We start from the raw sequence: 18,776 nt of genomic DNA, 5'->3' as shown, positions 1-18,776 counted from the left end.
TTTTGTCGCACTATTTAATGGTTATAAACCTTTAACTGTGCCAGCGTTTATTACTTAACTCACTACTGAACTATGCCATTACTTAAAGTCACGCTCATACATCTGCGCATAGTAACTCTTATTCTGTAATAGCTCGTCATGAGTACCAATCTCCACAATCCTACCGTTATCTAGTACGGCAATGCGATCGGCGGACTCAATAGTAGTCAGACGATGGGCAATCACTAAAGTAGTACGATCTTTCATAACGTTATCGAGGGCTTGTTGAATATAATGCTCGGACTCATTGTCCAAAGCACTAGTAGCCTCATCTAATATGAGAATAGGTGAGTCTTTTAGCAAAGCACGGGCAATAGATAAGCGCTGACGCTGACCACCAGATAACTGTAGGCCTTCAGCACCTATTTCACTTTGATAGCCTTGTGGCATCTTAGTAATAAAGTCATGAGCAAAGGCATCTTTGGCAGCTCGTTCTACCTCAGCTTGCGACTTACTGGCCAAACTACCATAAGCAATATTATTAAATACCGTAGTATTAAATAATACTACTTGTTGATTGACCATAGCAATCTGTGAGCGCAGGCTCTCCAAAGTGATGTCTTCAATAGCCATACCATCCATAGTGATCTGCCCTGAAGTGGTGTCCAAGGTACGAGTCAATAGATTAACTAATGAGGACTTGCCAGCACCACTTCGGCCCACCAACGCGATGGTTTCGCCAGCACGGATATCTAAGCTGAAATCTTGTAAGGCAACAGTTGAATCGGGATAGACCAAACTGACTTTTTCCAGCTTAATCTCACCAGAAAGTACCGGACTGAGTACACCAGTGTTTTGCTCTTCAGGCTCATCTAGTAGCGCAAATATAGACTCACCAGCGGCGAGGCCTTTTTGCAGCTTTTGATTGATATCGGTTAATGAGCGTACTGGCTTACTAAGTAGCCCTGCAGCAGCAATATAAGAGATGAATTCTCCTGCTGAGATATTATCAATCACTGCAGGGCGCAAAGCTAACCATACCACCACCGACATCGCTATCGCCATTAATAGCTGCACAGCTGGGGTGTTGATACTGTTGGTCACCACTATCTTCATACCTTGGCGCAAGTTGCGCTTAGAAGTATTATCGAAACGTTGCGCTTCGTAGGCTTGACCGCCATAATTTTTGACAACTTGATAACCCGTGACGACCTCATTGGTAATATGACTGACATCCCCCATTGTCTGTTGAATATCTTTTGAGAGGGTTAAATAGCGTTTTGAGGCAACCCGAATAAGCCATAGTATAGGCGGTAACACTAAAAATAAAATTAGAGTTAAACGCCAGTTGCTATATAGCAAAAAGCCAATCAACGCTACTACTGTCAAGCCATCACGTAGCAGAGTCTTCATTGAGTCAGTACTAGCTGCGGTAACTTGCTCGACGTCGAAGATAAGTTTAGAGGAAATAGTACCAGAAGGATTGGCTAGATAAAATGAGCTAGGTAAGCGCAAAAGTTTATTAAATACTTGCACGCGCAGCTCATAGACTAAGTTACGCGACACTAGAGCCGTATAATAGTTACCCAAAAAGCTACCCACACCCCGTACGAAGAACAACAGCACAATAATCAGCGGAAACAGATTTTGTTTTGCTTGGTCATTTTGATTAATGGCGTCGGTGATGTATTGTAATAGTTTAGCAATCCAAATCTCAGTACCAGCATTGATAGCGAAACCAATGATCGTCAATGCTAGCGCCCACCAGTAAGGCTTTAGATAAGCTAGCAGACGGAATAGAGTTTTATGCTTAGGAGGGGACGGTAGCAGTAATTCCGACTCTTGCGGATTATTAGCAGAGGTTTTGATTGTATCAGCTTGCAAAGATTGGCTCATAGAAGCCTCAGTTTAAATAATGTTTTGTGAGTTTTTCACTTATATAAGGTGGTTAGTCCAATGCAAACCACAGCAATAGCGAGTGACTTATACAATTAATAAATTATGACTAATAGCCTAGGATTAACCCAATAAACCATAAGACATAAAGTTAGCAAAAGCACTAGATTGTAGCATTCCACTATTTACGCTATATTGCTTTAATATAACGGTTATTGACAATATTTAGCGGCAGCTATTATTCATATATCAATTATATATAAAGGCTACGCGGTGTTGAACAGTCATCAATGATCAGTCATCAGTGCCGATAATTAATACTGCTCTACTATTTAAGCTTAAAATATTCAAGCTTAAAAACCCTAGCTTGCCTGCCACATCCATTACTAGGGCTTGATGAGATGGCTATCTGTTAGCCAAAACATCTATCATTAAGCTTAATGCTGTGCCGCCAACTGTTCAATCAAAGCCACTAATTGCTGTTGATCATGGAAAAATATCTCTACGCTACCTTGACCATCTTTTTTATGTTTAAGCTTAACTTCAGCTCCCAACGCATCCGTTAAACGCTGAGTCATACGCTGAGCGTCGTGGCTTACTACTGCCGCCACAGGATCAGCTTTTACTGGAGGTTGTAAAATAGATTTAACCAATTTTTCAGCTTCACGAACGGTCATACCACCATCAATAATTTTCTGAGCAATAATCGGTTGTTGTTCTGAGGATAGGGCCAATAGCGTGCGAGCATGACCCATATCTAAAGCGCTATTGGCTAAATGGTCTTTAACTGTGTCATGGAGCTGATTTAGGCGTAGTAGATTGGATACTGTAGTGCGGGCTTTACCAACCACTTCGGCAATCATCGCATGACTCATGCCGAATTCTGTATGGAAACGTTGTAGAGCAGCGGCTTGCTCAATCACCGATAGATCTTCACGCTGAATATTCTCAATCAACGCTAAGGCAATAGCTAACTCATCAGACAACGCTCGTTCAATCGCTGGAATGACCGCTTTACCTGCCATTTTTGCTGCACGCCAACGCCGCTCACCAGCAATAATTTCGTGAGTAACTATAGCCGTGCTTTTATCTTCAGTTGCTAGCAATGGTCGAATAACAATAGGCTGCATCACCCCATGCTGCTCAATAGAAGAAGCTAGTTCTGCCAATGCAGTCTCACTCATATCACGACGGGGCTGGTATTTCCCTGCTTGCAACTTCATCACATCAATCTGTATCAGACTGATCTGATCTTCACTAGCGCCAGTATCAATCTGACTACGTACTTTAAGAGTGCTAGCTTTACTATTAGCACCACTATTACGTACTGTACGAGTGCGATTAGCCGCCTTTGCAGTTTTACTGTCGGTTTTAGTACTTAGTGTATCAACGGCTGACTGCTCAGCGCTCCCATTACTACCTTTAGTAGGCTTAGAGTCGATAGCCTCTGACGAGACACTTAATGCTGTAGCTGGCAAGGTTTCTTCTACTGCTAGGTCATGATGCACAACCCTATCATCTCGTAAAGCAGAGGCGGTGATTTGCTTTTCTTTTTTGATTGATCCCAATAGGGCATCTAGACCTCGATTGGCAGCCAAACCTCGTTTTTTCGCCATGATTACCTATCCTTTAATACTAAAATAAAAGCCGCTTGCTGGTTAATAACGGCTTACTAATGACTACAGTAGTTACTGCTAAATATGTTCGCCACTTAATCCGTTATTTAGCGGGTTTTTTTGGGCTTTGCTTAATCACTTCTGCTGCCAGTTGTTGATAGGCCATCGCCCCTTTTGAGCTTTTATCAAACATCAATATCGGCATGCCATGGGCAGGCGCTTCTGCCAAACGAATATTTCTTGGGATATGGGTTTTGTACATGATATCGCCAAAATGGGCTTGTAGCTCAGCAGAAACATCGTTGGCTAAAGTGTTACGAGCATCAAATAAGGTTCTGACTACACCGCGTATATATAGAGGTGGGTTCAGCTCTGTCAAACGCTCGATAGTCTGCGATAGATCGGCTAAACCTTCTAGTGCATAATATTCGCACTGCATCGGAATAATCACGCTGTCAGTAGCAATCAAAGCGTTAATAGTCAACAAGTTCAAGCTGGGCGCACAGTCCATAACAATATAATCATAGGCCTTTTTTTGCGCTTGCTGTTGATCAGCTACTAATACCTGCATAGCTGTCTTTAATAATTCGTGACTATTGGTCTGCCCCATCAAGGTAATATCCATACCCGCCAGCTCACGATTGGCACCGATTACATCGAAACCTGCTGGACTTCTGACGGTGGCTTGCTGCAAGGAAACCCCATCGAGCAGAACGTCAGCTATAGTCAGCTCCAAATCGTTCTTGTCCAAGCCTGTCCCTGAGGTTGCATTGCCTTGTGGGTCTAAGTCAATCAGCAGTACACGCTTGCGCTTGGCCGCCAAACTGGCCGTCAAATTTACCGCCGTTGTGGTCTTACCAACGCCGCCTTTTTGATTGGCAATTGCTATGATTTCCATACACTCACTCAATTTGATTAATTTGGCGCTTATCACTAGCGCCTGTTTTATTATTAATAGGTTTATTCTACTCGGCAGTATACTTGCTCTACAGCGGCGCACTTAGTAGTATCACCCTAACTTTAACGTTAAAAACAGCTTATAAAACGGGCTATCAGCAAAAGCTGGTTAGTCGAACTATTAAACAGGCAGTAGCATACGCTAGCCTATTTTAAATAGTTCAATCAAATGCCGACTGTCATCTAAACCAGGAACCGTTAACTTAATCGTATCAATTTGCCACTGTTGATCTAACGCTTGCAACTCTTCAATAGTTGGCGCTTTACCTTTCATAGCACATAAATGACCACTTGCAGCTAGCTTTAGCTCAGCAGCCAATACAAAATCAGTCAAACTAGCAAAAGCCCTAGAAGTTACTACATCATATTGTCCTTCATGGGCTTCAATACGTGTGGCAATTGGCTGTACATTATGTAAACCAAGCTCACTACTGACTTGCTTAATAAAACGAATCTTTTTTTGATTGCTATCAAGAGCGCTACACTGGCGTTCAGGCTGACAAATAGCAATAATAACTGCTGGTAGTCCAGCGCCTGTACCGATATCCAACAAAGCCCCAGCTGGCAAATGCGTTATAATAGCCAAGCAATCGATAACGTGCTTAATTAAGGCCTCTTTAGGCTCAGTAATAGCCGTCAGATTATAAGCTTTGTTCCATAATAGTAGCTGGTCTAAGTACAATAACAATTGACGCTGTTGATTATGGTCTAATGACAAACCCAACGACTGTATTGCTTGCGCTAATATATCAGCTAAATGAGGCAATTGTGCAGCAATTTTTACAAACCCAGTAGTGTCGATAGCCATGTTGGCCTGCTGACTCGCTGCTTGATTGGTAGTATTATTCGAGGGTGTAAAAGGGCTTTTAATAGCGCCATTAGCAGAAGCTGACATACAACGAGTTATCCTGTTTTGACACGTGAACCGACTATTTTATCATGCAGGCTGCCCCTTGAATAGTTGCAGATTGCCTCAATGTCCGACATCTTATACTATCTACGCTTAGATTGACGATTTATTCGGTTTTAATCCTCTTTACAAGCTAAAAACCGTACTAGTAGACCTACTGATTTTAGCCTCTATAGTAGTTTTACTTACTCAATGTTTAATGCTACGACTTTTAACCTTTAACAACGCAAGCTTTATCTACTAAGCTTTACAAATTTTGAGATAGTTTACCGCTTATGATTGAACAGCCTTACACCGCGATGACCCAAACATCAGCTAACACTGATATTAATGATAGGCTCACTAATGATACAGCTATAACAGAAACTATAGTCGCTGAAGTGAGTTCGGCAGCTGAGTCATTACCGCATCCTATTTTGGCAGAAGTCAATGACCGTTGCTTTATCTCAGAGGAGCATCTAAAACGCTATACTGACCCCAGCCAACTGCCGACAGACACTCGTACGGCAGATGATCTAGACGTGGGTTTTGGTCAGCAGCGTGCTATTAAAGCCTTACGGACAGCTTTAGATATTAATGCTAGTGGCTATCATGTGTTCGCTGCTGGTGAGAATGGCTTAGGTAAGCGCACTATTATCACGCGTTTGCTACAACGCATTGCTAGTGATGCACCAACGCCTGATGATTGGGTCTATGTGCATAACTTCACTGACCCACGTAAGCCTTTGGCCTTACGACTGCATACCGGACAAGGGCTACTATTACAGCAGCAAGTCAATACCTTGTGGCAACAAGCCAGCAAGCGCTTGAATCAACGTTTCCGTAGTGATCACTATCAAAGTAAAATAGAAGCCATTAACAATACCTCCCAGCAGCAAGAAAGCCAAGCTTATGAGGCACTCAATGCTGAAGGCAAAGCTTATGACTTAACCCTGAGCTTTCGACCTTATGATAATAAAGCAGTCTTTGTCCATCCTAGCCAGCTAGCAACTTCGTCTGATAGCTCGGCAGCTGACAATGCCATGACTGCTGAGTCAGTAACTGAGCAAAGTTACGAGAGTAAGCTGGATAACTTCGTCCAAAAAAACCACATGCAAAAGCGTCTTAGCCAGCTGACTATCACTTTAGAGCAATTAGAAGATGAAGCCAACGCTAGTATTGAAACGCTACATCGTGACATAGCGCAGCGTGCTCTTGAGCCTCTATTCACCCCTCTTTATGAGCAGTTTTCGGCTCAGCCACTAGTAATAGACTATTTAAAAACGATGCTTGCCGATATGATTACTCATGTTGAGCGTATCGTTAATGCCGATGATGAGAAATTTGTCGCAGCAGTATTGGGGGCTACGCCTAGCCGTTATACCGTGAACGTTATGGTCAGTCACCAGCCTGATGAGGGTGTACCGGTTATCTTTGAGAACTTACCCACTCATCTCAATCTATTAGGTCATGTTGAGCAAGTCACACAATCAGGGACGGTTATTACTGATGTCAGTATGATACGGGCTGGCGCTTTGCATCGTGCTAATGGCGGTTATTTATTACTCGAAGCTAGCCAAGTTCTTGAGCATCCTTATGCTTGGCAAGGGCTAAAGCGTGCTTTGCAGACTCGTAAAATAAAACTATCAAGCCTTGAACAAATTCTGGCATTGACTGGTAGCTTATCGCTAGAACCATCGCCTATTGAGCTTGATATAAAAGTAATCCTGTTAGGAGAAGCTGATTTATATTATGAGTTATTAGAGCTTGAGCCTGAGTTTGATGCGGTGTTTAAGATTCGTGCTGACTTCCATGATGATGTCATCCGTACTAGCGAGCACGAATTAGCGCTAGTGGCTAAAATGGCTGATATTATTGATTATGCTGACCTTTGCCCTTTTGATAGTGAGGCACAAGCTACTTTACTAGAGCACTTAAGCTTACAAGCTGAAGACCAAAACCGCTTGAGCCTACATAGTGATCGTCTCATCAAGCTATTGCATGAGTCCAACCGCCATGCCCGCTTACAAGATCAGGAGATAGTCACCGCTAGCCATGTTATCCAAGCCATCGCTGATATGGATGAGCGCTCAGGATACTTGCGTGACTTGTATTGGCAGGAGCTCAAAAACGGTCAGCAACTTATAAATACTGATGGCGGAGCTGTCGGACAAGTCAATGCGCTGACCGTAGTCAGCTATGCTGATAGCGAATTTGGCATGCCCGCACGTTTGACCGCCTTGATTCAGCCTAATATTGGTACTGGTGATATTTTAGATATCGAGCGTGATGTCGAACTGGGCGGTAGCTTGCATGCCAAAGGTATGCTGATTATGACTAGCTATCTGCGTGCCTTGTTCAGTCAGCATCATGCGCTGAACTTTAGTGCCTCCTTAGCCTTTGAACAAAGTTACGCTCATATTGATGGTGACAGCGCTACGGTTAGCGAAGCTTGTGCCCTACTCTCAGCACTGGCCAACGTCCCTATTAACCAAGCCTTTGCTATTACTGGCTCGATGAACCAGCTAGGTGAAGTTCAAGCGGTTGGCGGCATTAATGCTAAGATCGCCGGCTTCTTCGATGCCTGTCGTGAGCAAAGCTTAACTGGTCAACAAGGGGTAGTGATTCCAATGGCCAACGTCAAGCACTTGATGTTACGTGATGATATTATTGAGGCAGTCGCAGCCGGACAATTCTATGTCTATGGGGTCAATACTCTTAGCGAAGCACTGACGCTAATGACTGGACTGCCTATCGATACTATGAACAAAAAAGGCCGCTATCGTAAAGAGACTTTATTTGGTAAAGTATTGCAGCGCTTGATGTTATGGGATGAAAATCAAGCCAACGCTAATGCCGATGATCTAGAAGATAAAAAGTCTAAGAAAAAGAAAGCGGCAAAGAAAAAAGATAAAAACAAGAAAAAGTCTAAAAAAAAACCTGAAGATAAAGCAGTTGACTTAGATCAAAAAAACCACGGTAAAGCTGAGAATGATGAGGGTGATATGCACTCTAAACAGCCCCATGCAGATAATACTTCCGCTTAAGCTAAAAGGTCAGTAATCTAGCCTAGACGCTACTGAGATTTTCTGCGCTGATAAAATCATCTAGCGCTAAGCCAGATTAATCTATAAAGGTAATCTTTTTATGACTGAGCAAGATAGCAATTCTATTAGTGCTGACAATACCAATAATAGTAAAGATAGTGATAGCCGCAAGGATGCTGCCAGTCGCCATGGCGCCGCTACTACTGCCCGTCAATGGCAAGTGCTATCGCAGCTGCAGCGCAATCGTTGGGTAGGCACTACTCATGTTTATGAGCAGCTTATGTTGGCAGGTTTTGATATCAGTTTGCGCACCGTACAAAGAGACCTAAACGCCTTAGCCAAACGCTTTCCTATCGAAAAAAATAATGCCAATCCGCAAGGGTGGCGTTGGTGTGATGATGCTCCATTGCAGAGCCTACCGCATATGAACTTATCACAAGCGGTTGCTTTTAATATGGTTGAGGCCAATCTTACCCAGTTATTACCACCCGCTATTTTAGATGAGCTATTTCCTTGGTTTGATCTGGCGCGGCGACAACTCAAAAACAGTAAAGTCACCCATTCTTGGATTGATAGAGTACGTATTGAACCAGCTACTCAACCGCTGATTGCCCCGAATATAGACTTGCACAGTAAAGATAACATCTATCATGCGCTGTTTTACCAATTGCAGATTCAAGCTTGTTATACCCGTAGCAATAAATCACAAGCTAGCGAATATACCCTCAATCCTATTGCTATTATACAGCGCGGAGTTATTATTTACTTATTAGCCACTCGTACTGATGATTCAGAAGCCATTATTCGTACTTTTGCTCTGCACCGCTTTGCTAGTGTTGAGCTGTTAGAAACAGCAGCAAAAACTCCTGACAACTTCCAATTAGATAGCTATTTAGATGCAGGCAGCATGGGCTTTACCCACCCTCTACTTAGCCAGTTACCGGATCACGGAAAGAACAGCGCCATTGAGCTGCATTTTACTCAAAAAGCTGGTAGAAGTCTGACTGAAAGTAAATTGAGCGATGATCAGACGGTGACAATGAATGATGACGATACGCTGACGATAACAGCAACCGTCAATTTGACCTCGCAGCTAGTATGGTGGTTACGTGGATTCGGTAAAGGGTTATTAGCCGCCAAGCCCCAACTACTTTATCAAGCGGTCTCTGATATAGATCTAGAATAACAGCGCACTAAAAGCTTCTCTATAAAAATGCCTGTCTATACTAGTCCCTACTAAAATCAATACTCAGTAAAATCAATAGCAACTAAAATAAATCAGCTTTAGCAAGGAATATTATGACGACCCCTACTCCTTCACCTTTATTATCAGATAGCTTGTCTGCGCTTGGTCTGACTGCCAAAACTTTGTTTTTTTCGTTGAATTTTGACTTCTCTGCGCCTAAGCCTGAGGGTAAAGATAAAATGAAACGTTTTAAGCAAAATCAAGGGGCGTTAGATCTCGATATTGCTTGTGTACTCTATGATGATAAGTGCACTATTAAAGATCTAGTATGGTTCAAACAGCTGCGTGATGAGGCACAGTCAGTACGTCATCAAGGCGATAGTCTCAACGGCAAAGATCGCGGTCAGCAAGCGCTGTACGATGCTCCATTAGACCAAGAACAAATTCGTCTTTATTTGGATAAAATACCAGCTAATATCACTAATATTGCCATGATTGCCAACTCCTATTATGGGCAAGCCTTTAAAAGGGTTCATGCTGGCGAAATCCATTTGAGCGATGATGAAGGCAATCGTGCTTTTGAAGTTAATTTAAAGCAGCTGCCTGCCGACTGTCATACTTTATGGGTAGCCAGTTTGCGCCGTGAAGTAGAGGATTGGCATTTAACCTTACAAAACCTGCCCCTACCAGCCAAAAACCTCTCTGACGCTGCACAACAAGTCGCTCATGAGCTGGCACGTGCCTTACCTGTGCAGCTCTCACCACTATCAGCTAGATAATCACTTTTGCTTATCGATCAATTAGCTGTTAGCAATCAGTTAGACTACCGTATTATTGGACTATGAAAATTATTAGACTATGAAAAGCAAAAGGGCTAGTTTCTATTGAGTAGAAGCTAGCCCTTTTTATTATATATCCTATCCCTGGCTACTTAAGCTCCTTAAGCTACTTATTCTAAGCTATTAACCGCTACATGCTAACGGCTACTTGCTAACGGCTACTTGCTGACCAGAAGACTTAGTCTAAGCCCTCGCCACAGTGAGGACAGAAATTCTTTTTACGTACTTCTTTTTCGCGTTGCTCAAGCGCCTGTTCACGTAGTACTTGTAGCACGATTGCCTGCGCTTGTTCTTTATCTAACCCTAAATCACGACGTATCTTATCAATCATAGTCTGATTCTGTACTAAGTCAAAATCACCATCAACTAAAAACTCACGAAACTGTTGCTCAATCTCATCGCGACGTTGCTCCAGCTCATTGGCGAGACCAGTAGCTAGAATACCTGCTGGTAATGCCGCTAAGCCTACCCCCAAAATAGTAATCACAGCACCTAAAAACTTACCCGCATTAGTGATTGGTGTCACATCACCATAGCCTACTGTAGTCAAAGTGACTACCGCCCACCACATAGCTTTAGGTATCGATTCAAATTCTTCAGGCTGAGCATGATTCTCCACTAAATAAATACCACTAGAAGCAGTGACTATCATAATCAGGAGTATAAAAATAACTGCTTGGAAAGACCCCTTCTCTTTGCTAATGACCACCAATAAAATGCGCATCGAAGCAAAGTAGCGGGTAAGCTTGAGAATACGGAACAGGCGTAGTATACGTAAAAACCTTAAATCGATACTGACAAAGAAGGTTAAGAATGCTGGTGCAATAGCGATTAGATCGATTAAAGCTGATGGGCTCTTTAACCATTGCCAACGTTGGCGCCAAGTGGTGTTGGTAGGTTTCGCTTCAGCAACGCTCCATAACCGCAATAGATATTCAACGGAGAAAACCACGATAGAAAAGCGCTCAAACCAAGTGAAATACTGTTGGTAAGGGTAATACCATTGATCGACTGACTCAGCAATGACTGCCGCTACATTAGTCATAATTAATAAAATTAAAAAGTAGTCAACACAACGACTAAACAAAGTGTCATGTTCATCATTTTGCAGAATATTATAAACAAAATGCCGCGAACGCTTTATAGCTTGGAATAACATGCTGACCCTAAGTTAGGTTTTAATCATAATACCAAGATGAATTTGATTAGCAACTCTCAATGCTACCTAATATGCGGTTGCATCCATAGCTAGTAACTAGCAGTTGAGTTGAACGCCGACTGAACTGGGAGAGTCAACACGCCCTACCTAGTTAGTTAGTTAGTTTATTTGCGCTAACCCGTCTGTCAATTATACAAAATTTGCGTAGTAAATATAGGTCAATACCAATAACAGCACTGCAATGATGACCAGCCCCATACCTATAAATTGCTGTTCTTTATAGGAGCTGCTGCTCAAATTATTAGTAGGTATTAAAGACAAGCCACAATCAGCACAACAATTGTCGTCCTCAGACATTATTAGCATCAAGCGGGCGTTATTGCAGCGTAAAGGGGAGTTACTGCAGTATCCAGTCATATTACTTACCCTTTGTTTATTGGTTTTCTAAACCGTTATGCAGTCAAGAGCGGTTACGAATTTAGAAACATTGATTTAGCTAAAGTATTTTACAGTATTTATGAAGTTAGAAAAATTATGGTTTTAGATTATATAAGCAGCTACCTGTAAAAATAATCTTTAAAGAATTGTTTAGGGCTTGTTTGTTGTTCATAGCTTTATTTATGGCTTGTTTTTAAATCATTACTATTTGTAGGGATTTAATGTATAATAGTAAGTATGAGCTACTAGTTGTGTTTTATAGTAACTCTATCTCTCAGTAACCGATGTCATCCCTCATCCATAATTACTGAAAATCATTTATCTTGTTAAGGATTTAATCCGATGAAACTACAATCCCTAGTTTTAGCCGCTGCTACTGCACTTACTATGACTACTGCCTTTGCTGTACCTGCTGGTACTTGGTCAGTGGCGGCTGGTGCCCACTATGTTGACCCTAAAAGTGATAACGGCACTGTCAATGCCGGTGGCACTGATTACGCGGTTGATGTTGACGGTGATGTACGTCCAACGATTAGTGGTGAGTACTTTATCGCTAATAACGTTGGTATCGAACTATTAGCAGCGATTCCTTTTCATCATGACTTTACCTTAACCGATAATCTGGGTAATCAACTGACTGGTAAAACTCAACACTTACCACCTACTTTGTCACTACAATATCATTTCGATGGCTATAATATGCCTATGAACCTAAAACCATTTGTTGGTGTTGGGGTTAACTACACTACTTTCTTTAAAGAAAGAGTTTCTACTGGTGGTGACTTAGATCTTGACGATAGCGTCGGTGTAGCTGGTCATATCGGTGTTGATATCCCGTTTGCTGCTACTGAAGCTTTCCGTATCGATGCCCGTTATATGGACATAAAAACTGATGCTACTTTAAATGGTAATGATATTGGCCAAATTGATATCAGCCCTTGGGTCTATGGCGTTGCTTTTGTAAAACAGTTCTAATACGGTCTAATATAGTGATCTAATTACTAACAATCGCAGTAAAAGAAGCCAGCATAATAGCTGGCTTCTTTGTGTCTACTATCAAGGACCGTTAACGCTAAACGGATAAAACAAACACCAAAAAAAAGACCATCCGTAGATAGTCTCTTAATAAAATATTTTGTTTAGTTAAACAAAGCTAGCCGCTCTATAGCAAGATACGACGTGGATCAGCCAGCAGACTCGCCACATAACGAGTAAATACTGCAGCATCAGCACCATTAATGACACGATGATCATATGATAAAGAGAGCGGCAACATTAAACGTGGCTCAAAGGCTTGCTTACTAGCGTTCCAATGCGGCTGCATAGTCGCCTCTGATGCGCCTAAGATAGCTACTTGCGGCCAATTCACTAAAGGAGTAAAAGCCGTACCCCCTAAGATACCTTGGCTTGAGATAGTGAAACTAGCACCTTGTAGATCTTTAGTACTTAGTTTCTTATCGCGAGCTTTTACAGCCAGCTCACCAATCTCAATAGCGATCTGCTTGATACCTTTGTCTTGAGCATTCTTAATAACCGGTACGATTAGACCATCATCTGTAGCTACCGCAATACCCATATGCACGCTCTTACGCAAAATAACTTGGGTATTGTCATCACTTAAATGACTGTTAAAGCGTGGATGCTGAGTTAAAGCATAAGCCGTTGCTTTGACAATAAAGGCCAAAATAGTCAGGCCAATACCTTGCGCTTTCATACCACCTTTAAGCTCACCACGTAGTTTTTCCGTCTCGGTGATATCTGAGAGATCAAACTGGGTAACTTGTGGCAGATAGGTATTGTAATTAAGCTGCGGTATCGAAACTTTCTGAAGACGGGTAAGGTCTTGAGTTTCAGTCTCGCCCCAAATCTCAGCATTGCTCATATCTGGCAGTGTAGGCAAGCTTGCCCGCGATGCGCTACCAGTAACAGCGCTTGCAGCGGCTGGCTTAGCAGTCAGACTATTTTTGACATAGGCAAATAAGTCTTCTTTTAAGATACGGTCATTGAGCGCACTGCCACTAACTTGAGTGACATCTACCCCTAATTGACGAGCAAGCTTACGTACCGCAGGACCTGCATATACTGCGGCTGACTTAACATTTACTTGAGCTTCTGTTAATTTACTAGCCGTGGTATTGTTAGGCGCGCTATTGACCACAGGAGCAGGTTTAACAGCGGCCTGCTTTGGTTCCCCTGTGGTTTGCGCTACCGGCGTGGCAGCCTGTTTAGAAGTTGTAGCTTCTTTAGCCTTGGGGGCTTCAGCTTGCTCATTACTAGCGCCAGCTGCGCTACTAACGATAACGATAAAGTCTTGACCGTTAGCTACCATGTCACCAGCTTTTACCAATATCTTCTCAACTCTACCGGCTACTGGCGCAGGTACTTCAACTGAGGCTTTATCAGATTCAATCAACAAGATTGACTGATCAGCAGTGACCATATCACCTTCGCTGACCATAATCTCAGACACTTCTGCCTCATCAACACCTAAATCTGGTAGCGCATAAGTAGTCGCCGTCGCTTCTTCAGCTGCGGACTCTGAAGTGCTAGGCTTAGTAGCCGCACTAGCATCATCCGTTTTTTCGTTAGCAGCAGAGGTATCAGTATCAGCTTTATTGGTTGCCGCTTCTTCAGGCACTTGTTCAGCTTCTTCAGTACTTACCTGTTGGTCAGCATTGTCAGCATTGTCAGCTTCGCCATCAAGCTCAATAAGTACAGTGCCTTCAGTAACTTGATCGCCAATAGCAACATTGATCTTAGTGATTTTTCCAGCAGCTGAGCTTGGTACTTCGACCGATGCTTTATCAGACTCTAATAAGACGATATTATCGTCCTTTGCAATAACATCACCGACTTGCACCATAATCTCACTGACTTCGGCACTATCGACACCCAAATCGGGGGCTTTAATTTCCATCCTATTTCTCCTTGTCTTATGTTCGTCTTATAGGTTTTATTCTTTGACGTCATCATCGTTTAATAGCTCGGCATCGGCTTGATCTTCAGCACGGCCTTCACTAGAGATTTCGTCATCGTCTTCACTGACAAACTCAGGTACAGGAGTCGGATTCACATTATCAGCTGCTGGTGCTGGTGCATCTGGAGAATGGTCATAATAAGGCTGTTGCTGCCAAGCAGGTGGCTGATCTACATCAATACCCAAGCTTGAAATGGCATCTTTTACTAAGCGCATTTCCACTTCACCTTCGTCGGCCAAACGTTTAAGCGTGGCGACAACAATATGCGCCGCATCAACGTTGAAAAATCTACGTAGGTTCTCACGAGTATCAGAGCGACCATAGCCGTCAGTACCCAAAGTCGTATAAGGACGACTATCAGGTAACCATGCACGGATTTGTTCTGAATAGTTGCGCATATAATCAGTTGCTGCTACCACGATACCTTCATGTGGAGCTAACTGCTCAGTGATCCACGAAACTTTTTCTTCTTCCATAGGGTGCAGACGGTTGTAATCATCACAAGCCATACCATCACGAGTCAGCTCGTTAAAGCTGGTCACACTCCAAACGTTGGCGGTGATATTGAACTCATCTTTTAATATCTGCGCCGCTTTTTGTACTTCACGTAAGATAACCCCAGAACCTAATAGCTGCACTTGTGTTGAGCCATTATCTTCTAATAGGTACATACCACGCTTGATACCTTCTTCAGCACCCTCTGGCATAGCAGGCTGATCGTAGTTTTCATTCATTAAGGTTAAGTAATAATAAACACGCTCGCCTTCACCATACATCCGGCGCAGGCCATCATGCATTACTACTGCTAGCTCATAACCAAAGCAAGGATCATAAGTTACACAGTTAGGCACAACGTTGAACAAGATTTGTGAATGACCATCTTGATGCTGTAAGCCTTCACCGTTCAAGGTAGTACGACCAGCGGTCGCGCCTAACAAGAAGCCTTGTGCTTGACAGTCGCCTGCCGCCCAAGCAAGATCCCCAACACGCTGAAAACCGAACATTGAGTAGTAGATATACATAGGGATCATAGGTAGAGCGTTCACAGAATAGCTGGTTGCTAAAGCAATCCAAGTACTCATCGCACCCGCTTCATTGATGCCTTCTTCTAACATGTGACCGTCGATGGCTTCTTTATAACCCATCAAAGCTTCACTATCTTCTGGGGTATATTTTTGACCAACAGCAGAGTAAATGCCCAATTGACGGAACATACCTTCTAGACCAAAGGTGCGCGCTTCATCAGGGACGATAGGCACTACGCGATCTTGGATATCTTTATTTTTTAGCATTGCAGATAGCAGACGTACGAAGACCATAGTAGTCGACTGCTCTTTGCCTTTACTACCTTGCAATACCCGATCAAAGATAGACAAATCTGGAATATTCAATGGAATATGTCCACTACGGCGATTAGGTAGATGACCACCTAAGGCTTCTCGGCGACCTTTTAGATATTTCATCTCTGCTGAGTCTTCAGCAGGACGATAAAACGGTAGGGTCTCTAACTGCTCATCAGTAAACGGCAAATCGAAGCGATCACGGAAATACATTAAGGCTTCTTGATCAAGCTTCTTAACTTGATGAGATTTGTTAACTGCTTGAGTTTGAGTAGATAAACCATAGCCTTTAACTGTTTTAACTAAAATAACCGTTGGCTGACCTTTGGTTTTCATAGCTTCACTAAAAGCGGCATAGACTTTCATCGGATCATGACCACCACGATTTAAGCGTGAGATATCATCATCAGATAGCGCATCAGCCATCTCTTCTAACTCAGGATATTTACCAAAGAACTCTTTGCGAGTGAACTCAGGGGTACGGGCTTCATACAGCTGATACTCACCATCGACCGCTTCTTCCATACGATGTTTCAATACACCAGTATGATCATTGGCCAGTAAGCTATCCCACTTACCGCCCCAAACAACTTTAATCACTCGCCAGCCTGCGCCACGGAATACCGACTCTAGCTCTTGGATGATCTTGCCATTACCACGTACTGGACCATCGAGACGCTGCAAGTTACAGTTAACTACCCAAATAAGGTTATCCAGCTTTTCACGACCGGCCAGCGAGATGGCACCTAAGCTTTCTGGCTCATCAGTTTCGCCATCACCTAAGAAAGTCCAGATTTTACGACCTTCTTTTTCGAGTAAACCGCGGTTTTCCATATAGCGATGTACATGAGCATGATAGATCGACATGATCGGGCCTAGACCCATAGATACAGTCGGGAACTGCCAGTAATCAGGCATCAAGTACGGATGCGGATAGCTAGATAAGCCTTTACCACCTACTTCACGGCGGAAGTTATCCAGTTGCTCTTCAGTTAAACGACCTTCTAAATAAGAACGGGCATAGATACCAGGTGCTGAATGACCTTGGTAATAGATCATATCGCCGCCAAAGTGGTCACTGGCTGCACGGAAAAAGTGGTTAAAGCCGGTCTCATACAAAGTAGCACTAGAGGCGAATGTCGCTAAGTGCCCCCCTAAATCGTCATCATTTTTATTGGCACGCATTACCATAGCTAGAGCATTGTAGCGAATCAAAGCGCGAATTTTACGCTCGATAGACAAGTCGCCTGGATACATCGGCTCATCTTCAACAGCGATAGTATTGATGTAAGCGGTGTCCAAACGGTTAAACGGTAGATCTTCTTGCACCGCCATGTTGTATAACGCTTTTAGTAAGAATTGAGCACGATCTTTGTCAGCATGTTTGATCACGGACTCAAAAGCATCCAGCCATTCTTGAGTTTCGGTGCTGTCAGCATCCTTATAATAATTCATCGGTAAATATCCTTTTAAATCAATCTTCCCTGCATCATAACAGGGTGTTATTGAATAGTATGATGAGACAATAGTTGGCTTAGCGACGTCCTTGCTACATTTAAGCAACCCATTGTCCAACGAAATAACAAATCACGCCATATGAGCGTGCTTGTTGTCAAAAGTGATAGGTCTAACTAGAGGTGACATAAGTAGCCATGCTGAGACAGCGATAAAAAAGCAGCTGTATTAACATAACTATAAAGGCTAACTATAAAACTAAATACTGTTATCTGCAATATAAGCGGGCTATATCTAAAGGGTTTAGAGCTAAGCTAATATCATTGGTGAGAACTGATGATCCGGTAAAGTAGAAGCTTGTCGGCGAATCAACAAAAATGCCAACTGTTATCACCAGTTAACAAAGTATTTATTTGGTTAGTTGACTATAACATATCGTGGGCAAACTCTAACTTTATATAGTGAAATCTAAAACTATAAAATATCGCAGCTCACTATTATAAACTATCCTTACGCCATTAGTTATAGTTGCGAATAAATACCATTATGATAAGTATTTATCAGATGAATAGTAGGTCTATTTCGGCTTAGTCTAAGGCCATTTAGCAAGCCCTTGCCTGCTAAGTACTAACCCTCCTTGCTAAGCGACATTTCATTGGAGCCAATATCTTACAGACTAATGCTCTGAGTCTACATGGCAGACTTATTGCTCTGACAAGCTATCTATGGACTACCGGTATAACTTAACTAATTGATAATACTAGAGCTTAATATTATCAGGCACCGACACTGATCATTACTCTATTGTCTACCGTTTTTTATACCTCAGAGCCTGAACTAAATTTTTACCTATCGCCCACCCTTTTACCTTCAAAACAATTCTAGCTACCGCTTGTCTATTTTATAGTGACTTTATGTTTATCTTTTGTAAAAATGATCTTTAAGAATCAATAAATTCCTGCCAATGCCATCATTTATGCCTAGGGCGCATTCAACC

Annotated in this window: 11 protein-coding genes; 4 read left to right on the top strand and 7 right to left on the bottom strand. The window is 42.6% G+C overall.

Features of this window, described 5'->3' with window-relative positions:
• Positions 1-78: 78 nt before the first annotated feature.
• The 4 genes from msbA to rsmG form a co-directional block, all read right to left on the bottom strand.
• Positions 79-1,875, bottom strand: a complete 1,797-nt coding sequence (gene msbA, locus KZA12_RS01950) for a lipid A export permease/ATP-binding protein MsbA (RefSeq protein WP_218689012.1) — start codon at positions 1,873-1,875, stop codon at positions 79-81.
• 437 nt (positions 1,876-2,312) lie between these two features.
• Entirely contained in the window at positions 2,313-3,491 is a 1,179-nt protein-coding gene (locus KZA12_RS01945; protein WP_218689011.1) for a ParB/RepB/Spo0J family partition protein, read from the bottom strand.
• A gap of 103 nt (positions 3,492-3,594) precedes the next feature.
• Positions 3,595-4,389: a ParA family protein gene (locus KZA12_RS01940; RefSeq protein WP_201622227.1), complete on the bottom strand. Its 795-nt coding sequence runs from the start codon at positions 4,387-4,389 to the stop codon at positions 3,595-3,597.
• Between the two features lie 201 nt (positions 4,390-4,590).
• A complete protein-coding gene (gene rsmG, locus KZA12_RS01935) occupies positions 4,591-5,256 on the bottom strand; it encodes a 16S rRNA (guanine(527)-N(7))-methyltransferase RsmG (protein ID WP_218689169.1) in 666 nt (221 codons plus the stop codon).
• A 377-nt stretch (positions 5,257-5,633) separates the two neighbouring features.
• On the opposite strand from rsmG, the gene KZA12_RS01930 reads away from it, so the two are divergent.
• From KZA12_RS01930 to KZA12_RS01920, 3 genes are all read left to right on the top strand, one after another.
• Positions 5,634-8,384 (top strand): ATP-binding protein, encoded by a 2,751-nt coding sequence (locus KZA12_RS01930; RefSeq protein WP_256932775.1) that lies wholly within the window; start codon positions 5,634-5,636, stop codon positions 8,382-8,384.
• A 100-nt stretch (positions 8,385-8,484) separates the two neighbouring features.
• Positions 8,485-9,570: a YafY family protein gene (locus tag KZA12_RS01925; RefSeq protein WP_218689010.1), complete on the top strand. Its 1,086-nt coding sequence runs from the start codon at positions 8,485-8,487 to the stop codon at positions 9,568-9,570.
• A 113-nt stretch (positions 9,571-9,683) separates the two neighbouring features.
• Positions 9,684-10,349 carry a TerD family protein gene (locus tag KZA12_RS01920; RefSeq protein ID WP_218689009.1) on the top strand — a complete coding sequence of 222 codons (666 nt, stop codon included), beginning with the start codon at positions 9,684-9,686 and terminating at the stop codon, positions 10,347-10,349.
• Between the two features lie 238 nt (positions 10,350-10,587).
• On the opposite strand, the gene KZA12_RS01915 is transcribed toward KZA12_RS01920, so the two are convergent.
• Positions 10,588-11,568 carry an ion transporter gene (locus tag KZA12_RS01915; RefSeq protein WP_218689008.1) on the bottom strand — a complete coding sequence of 327 codons (981 nt, stop codon included), beginning with the start codon at positions 11,566-11,568 and terminating at the stop codon, positions 10,588-10,590.
• Between the two features lie 780 nt (positions 11,569-12,348).
• Here KZA12_RS01915 and KZA12_RS01910 point away from each other — a divergent pair.
• Positions 12,349-12,981 carry an OmpW family protein gene (locus tag KZA12_RS01910; protein WP_201622232.1) on the top strand — a complete coding sequence of 211 codons (633 nt, stop codon included), beginning with the start codon at positions 12,349-12,351 and terminating at the stop codon, positions 12,979-12,981.
• A gap of 187 nt (positions 12,982-13,168) precedes the next feature.
• Here KZA12_RS01910 and KZA12_RS01905 read toward each other — a convergent pair whose 3' ends face one another.
• Both KZA12_RS01905 and aceE read right to left on the bottom strand, forming a co-directional pair.
• A complete protein-coding gene (locus KZA12_RS01905; RefSeq protein WP_218689007.1) occupies positions 13,169-14,923 on the bottom strand; it encodes a 2-oxo acid dehydrogenase subunit E2 in 1,755 nt (584 codons plus the stop codon).
• 36 nt (positions 14,924-14,959) lie between these two features.
• Positions 14,960-17,779 carry a pyruvate dehydrogenase (acetyl-transferring), homodimeric type gene (aceE, locus tag KZA12_RS01900; RefSeq protein WP_201622246.1) on the bottom strand — a complete coding sequence of 940 codons (2,820 nt, stop codon included), beginning with the start codon at positions 17,777-17,779 and terminating at the stop codon, positions 14,960-14,962.
• Between the last annotated feature and the right edge of the window lie 997 nt (positions 17,780-18,776).

Source organism: Psychrobacter sp. BF1 (assembly GCF_019279065.1).
In the GTDB taxonomy this organism is placed as follows: domain Bacteria; phylum Pseudomonadota; class Gammaproteobacteria; order Pseudomonadales; family Moraxellaceae; genus Psychrobacter; species Psychrobacter urativorans.
This window is presented reverse-complemented; position numbering and strand designations above follow the sequence as displayed.